The sequence below is a fragment of the Streptomyces sp. AK010 genome, from assembly GCF_014207295.1.
In the GTDB taxonomy this organism is placed as follows: domain Bacteria; phylum Actinomycetota; class Actinomycetes; order Streptomycetales; family Streptomycetaceae; genus Streptomyces; species Streptomyces massasporeus.
Map to the genome: position 1 here is coordinate 1 of NZ_JACHCX010000055.1, position 3,828 is coordinate 3,828.

Here is a 3,828-nt window from a genome sequence, read left to right on the forward strand (position 1 = left end):
AGGCCCTGCCTTCATGCGCCGCTCCTGCCGCGATCACCCGATCAGGACCCCTGTTCGACCAGACAAGCCCGTTGAGCGGTAAGCGGAAGCCTTCTGAGGTAGAGTGAGCGAGCATTCGACACCGACCCCGGTCGGCGTCTTACGCGGGTGTAGTTTAATGGTAGAACATCAGCTTCCCAAGCTGAGAGCGCGAGTTCGATTCTCGTCACCCGCTCCACGATGAAACCCCAGGTCAGTGGCCTGGGGTTTGCTTGTTGTCTAGACCAATTTGAGGGTGGCGCGCCCTCCACGTGCCCTAAGTCGAGGTAGAGCAGTCACTTCGAGGGGACTCACGGGCCGCTACAGGCGACACCCCCTCCGCGTGTCTCGAATGTCGAGACGCATTTCGTGTGACCTGCACCACTCTCGCCTGCGGTGCCTGCGAAGTCGCATGAGCGAAGCGCCAGTTCGCAGTGGATCCTGTGCGCCCACTCTCCAGCAGCTCCCCGAACCCACGCCCTCGCATCACCCACGAGGGTGTCGAGTCCTCGCAGCGGCTGGGCCGCGACCGGTGAGTGGTCGAGCAAACCGTGTCCAGGCTGGCCGACTGTCGGAGGCTGCACGTCGCCACGAAGGCAAGGCCGAACAATTCGTCGTCTTCATCGACGCATCCGCCGCCCTCATCGGCCATCGGCGTCTTGTAGCGCGTTGACGCAGTCCGGCGCGTTCAGCCAGCGGCGATCACGGCCTGGATCAGGCCCGGGAATCGGCAGTCCAAGTCCTCCTTGCGGAGGCGCATGTACAGGCCGTTCCCGGCGTCCCGCTGATACACCAAGCCCGCTTCGCGCAGTACTCGCCAGTGACGGGTGCGACTGGACTTGCCCACCGGCAGATCGAAGGAAGCACACAGCCGCTCTTCATCCGGCCGTTCGGCCAGTTCGGCCACGACCCGACGCCGGTTCGCGTCAGCCAGCGCCAGAAGGATGGACCCCACCTGCAACTCCTCAATTCGAGGGTGCGCCAACTCGCCTGCCGTCATCACTTCACCCCTCGACAAGGTACGCCTAGTTGCGTACCTTCCCCATAGGTACGCAACTAGGCGTACCTTACCGCTACTGGGGGAGCCATGTCTGTACCCGCATCGCCGCGCCGCCGAGTCCTCTCGCGCATTTGCACGTCACTGCGCAAACTCCTGCTCATCGAGCACTCGCCCTTCATGACCCTCTGAACCGGAGCAGGGCCTCCGTCGTCGCGTACGGAGACGTGAAGACAGCCAACCAAGTGCCCCATACGAAACGTCGCCTCAGCAGCTACCAGGGCCCCTGGGGGCGCTGAGGTCGACGAGCAGGCCGGATCCGGTCCGCGATCTAGCCCGACTTCCCGTCAGCGAACCACGGACAGCTGCGGCCGGTTGTGCGCATCGCCGTGCCGTCGCCCCTCGCCCTCCTGCGCGGTGACGACGAGCCCGAAGATCAGGTCGTTGAGGTCGGCAGGCCGGAGATGAAGCTCGCGGGCCACGTCGGCAGGCCGTGTCCCCTCGCTGCGCAGGGCAGTGAACACCTTGCCCAGCACCTGCGAGGTCTCGCGGGCTACTCCGCTCCGAGGCTCCGACTTGCGGTAGCCGAGACGGCCGAGTTCCACGCAGTGAGTGCGGTACTGCCATTCGGTGGTCAGCCCCAGTTCGTGCAGCCGATGTGCGAGCGCCATGGCGGCGACCTTCCAGCGGCGCTTCGCCTGGAGGATCCAACTCGTGCTTGCGCCATGCGGCGCGTGGGCGAGTACGTCCGCCCTCGGCATGAGGAATGCGGCTGCGAACCTATGCGCTTCCGCCTCGGCCTGTGGGCCGTGTGGCATCTGCTCCTCACCGTGCAGTACGAGGTGTCCGAGTTCGTGAGCGGCGTCGAAGCGGCCGCGCTCCGCGGTCTTCTCGGTGCTCAGCAGGACGAACGGAAGTCCCCGGTCCCAGAAGGAAAACGCGTCGACTTCAGGACAGTCCCTGGAAAGGGAGAAGACGCGGACCCCATGCGCCTCCAACAGGTGCACGACGTTCGGGATCGGCGCGTGCCCGAGTCCCCATCGGGCGCGAACCAGGGAGGCTGCTTCCTCCGCTGGGACGTCGGTGCCGGCCGCCTCCCCTGGATGGGGAATCTGATCCTCGTCCGAGCCAAGGCGGCTGAATGAGGTCAGCGACGGGATCTCGGGTGCGGGCAGACGGAAGTGCGCGCTCATCCAGTCCTGCAGCCCGCGCGCCAGCCGTCCGGAGCTGAGGGCGATGTCCCGCTGGGAGGCCGTCATCTTGCTCAGCGCACGGAAACTGACCGAGTCGACCGTCAGCTCGGCGACCTCCTCAGCGCTGAAGAACGAAGGCGGGAACTCCAACGCTGTTGCGATCGCCTCTAGCGATGGAGGGCTGGGGGCGGCCCGTCCGTTCTCGAAGTCAGAAAGCCTGCGCGGCGTCAGACCGGCCATCTGGGCGAGTCGGGTGACGGTCAGCCCTCGGCGCTTGCGCGCCAGGACTAGCCGGGATGCGGTGGTCATGGGAGGAGCCAATTGGGGAGGTCGGGGGCAGGGCGGTCAAGACAGGCGCTCGATGGGGATGTCGATGCCGCCCTGATCGTCGCCATCGTCGACGAACGGAGTGAAGCCCTCGAAGTCGATCCAGGGGAGGATGATCCGCTCGTACCAGCTGCTGATCTTGCCACGGCTGCCGGTGTCGTTCGGCAACGACAGCTCCGCGTGGAGTCGGGTGCCCTGGTTGGTTTTCGAGTGGTGGTAGAGCAGAAACCAGGTCGGGATACCGTCTCCGGCATCCTCGTGTTCGGGTTCCGCCTCGAGCTCACCGAACAGCAACAGCTGCCGATTGGCCTCCACTCGCTTCATCACCGCGTTGCCCTTGGCGTAGCGAGTGGAGGGCGTGAGTGCCGCGTATCCGGTCTCCGGGCTGCCGCTGGAAGCCGTGATCGCGAAGTGGCCGGAGGGGGCGACGAGCAGTGGAACGTTACTGGGACTGGCACTGGTCCACCCGTCCGGGATGTACGTCTCCCGCAAGAAGCGGATCGTGCGACCCCAGAAGATGTTGCCGGGCAGGGACACCGGGTCCAACGGCGTGCAGAAGTTGCGCTCCGACTCGGCTCGGCGCAGGGCACCCTCGATTTGTTCGACGGACAACCCCAGCTCAGCGAGCCGATCACGGACCGGGAGGTCCTCTGCGTGCACGACAGTCATGTCCAGCCTCTCGACGCACCCACTCGACTTCCGGAAATCTTCCCTCAAATGAGGTGGGAAATCAAGAAATAGGGCTGGTCAATGGCAATGCAGTCCGTGCCGTGCGACGAGAGGGGACTCCTTCCCTCAGAGACCGGCAGTTCAGCCCCGTATGGGATCCGGCCGAGTTAGCCGGATCCCATGCGGGGCAGCTACGACTTACGCCTCGCGGGCACCCTGCTGGGCAGCCGCCGCTTCTCGGAGCTGCGCCCGCACCTCGGCATCAATGCCCTGCGCCAGCCTCCGCTGATGCTTGGCCGTCGAGTGCTGGTAGATCAGCTGGGCCCGCTCCGAGGACTGGCCGGCGCGGACCATGAGGTCCTTCAGCTTGGCGCCCGTGTCGGCGGCCAAGGTGTTGCCGGTGTGGCGGAGGTCGTAGAAGCGGAAGTGGCCCGGCATGCCGACCTTGGCCCTCGCCTTGCGCCACTTGCGGCCGAAGGTCGAGCGGCGGAAGGGGGCGCCCTTCTCCCCGACGAAGATCAGGCCATCCTGTCAATCCCCAGTTTTCGTAGAGACGTTGGTTATGCGGCCCGGCCTTCCTGATCGGTCAGGGCTCGCGCTTCCTGGATGATCCGTTCGAACTCG

General features: G+C 65.6%; 3 protein-coding genes, 1 tRNA gene and 1 pseudogene. 1 reads left to right on the top strand and 4 read right to left on the bottom strand.

Annotated features, from left to right (window positions below; all coding sequences use genetic code 11):
- Positions 1-143 precede the first annotated feature (143 nt).
- Positions 144-217: transfer RNA gene (locus HDC93_RS37460), tRNA-Gly, on the top strand.
- 489 nt (positions 218-706) lie between these two features.
- Here the strand turns inward: HDC93_RS37460 and HDC93_RS37465 are convergent.
- The 4 genes and pseudogenes from HDC93_RS37465 to HDC93_RS37480 all read right to left on the bottom strand — a co-directional run.
- On the bottom strand, positions 707-1,018 hold the full coding sequence (locus HDC93_RS37465; protein WP_185015225.1) for a helix-turn-helix transcriptional regulator: 312 nt from the start codon (positions 1,016-1,018) through the stop codon (positions 707-709).
- A gap of 344 nt (positions 1,019-1,362) precedes the next feature.
- A complete protein-coding gene (locus HDC93_RS37470) occupies positions 1,363-2,517 on the bottom strand; it encodes an ImmA/IrrE family metallo-endopeptidase (RefSeq protein ID WP_185015226.1) in 1,155 nt (384 codons plus the stop codon).
- A gap of 36 nt (positions 2,518-2,553) precedes the next feature.
- The gene (locus HDC93_RS37475; protein ID WP_185015227.1) at positions 2,554-3,204 is read right to left on the bottom strand and encodes a hypothetical protein; all 651 of its coding nucleotides are present in this window, start codon (positions 3,202-3,204) and stop codon (positions 2,554-2,556) included.
- Between the two features lie 198 nt (positions 3,205-3,402).
- Positions 3,403-3,732, bottom strand: a pseudogene (locus HDC93_RS37480) (tyrosine-type recombinase/integrase); the annotation flags it as partial.
- Between the last annotated feature and the right edge of the window lie 96 nt (positions 3,733-3,828).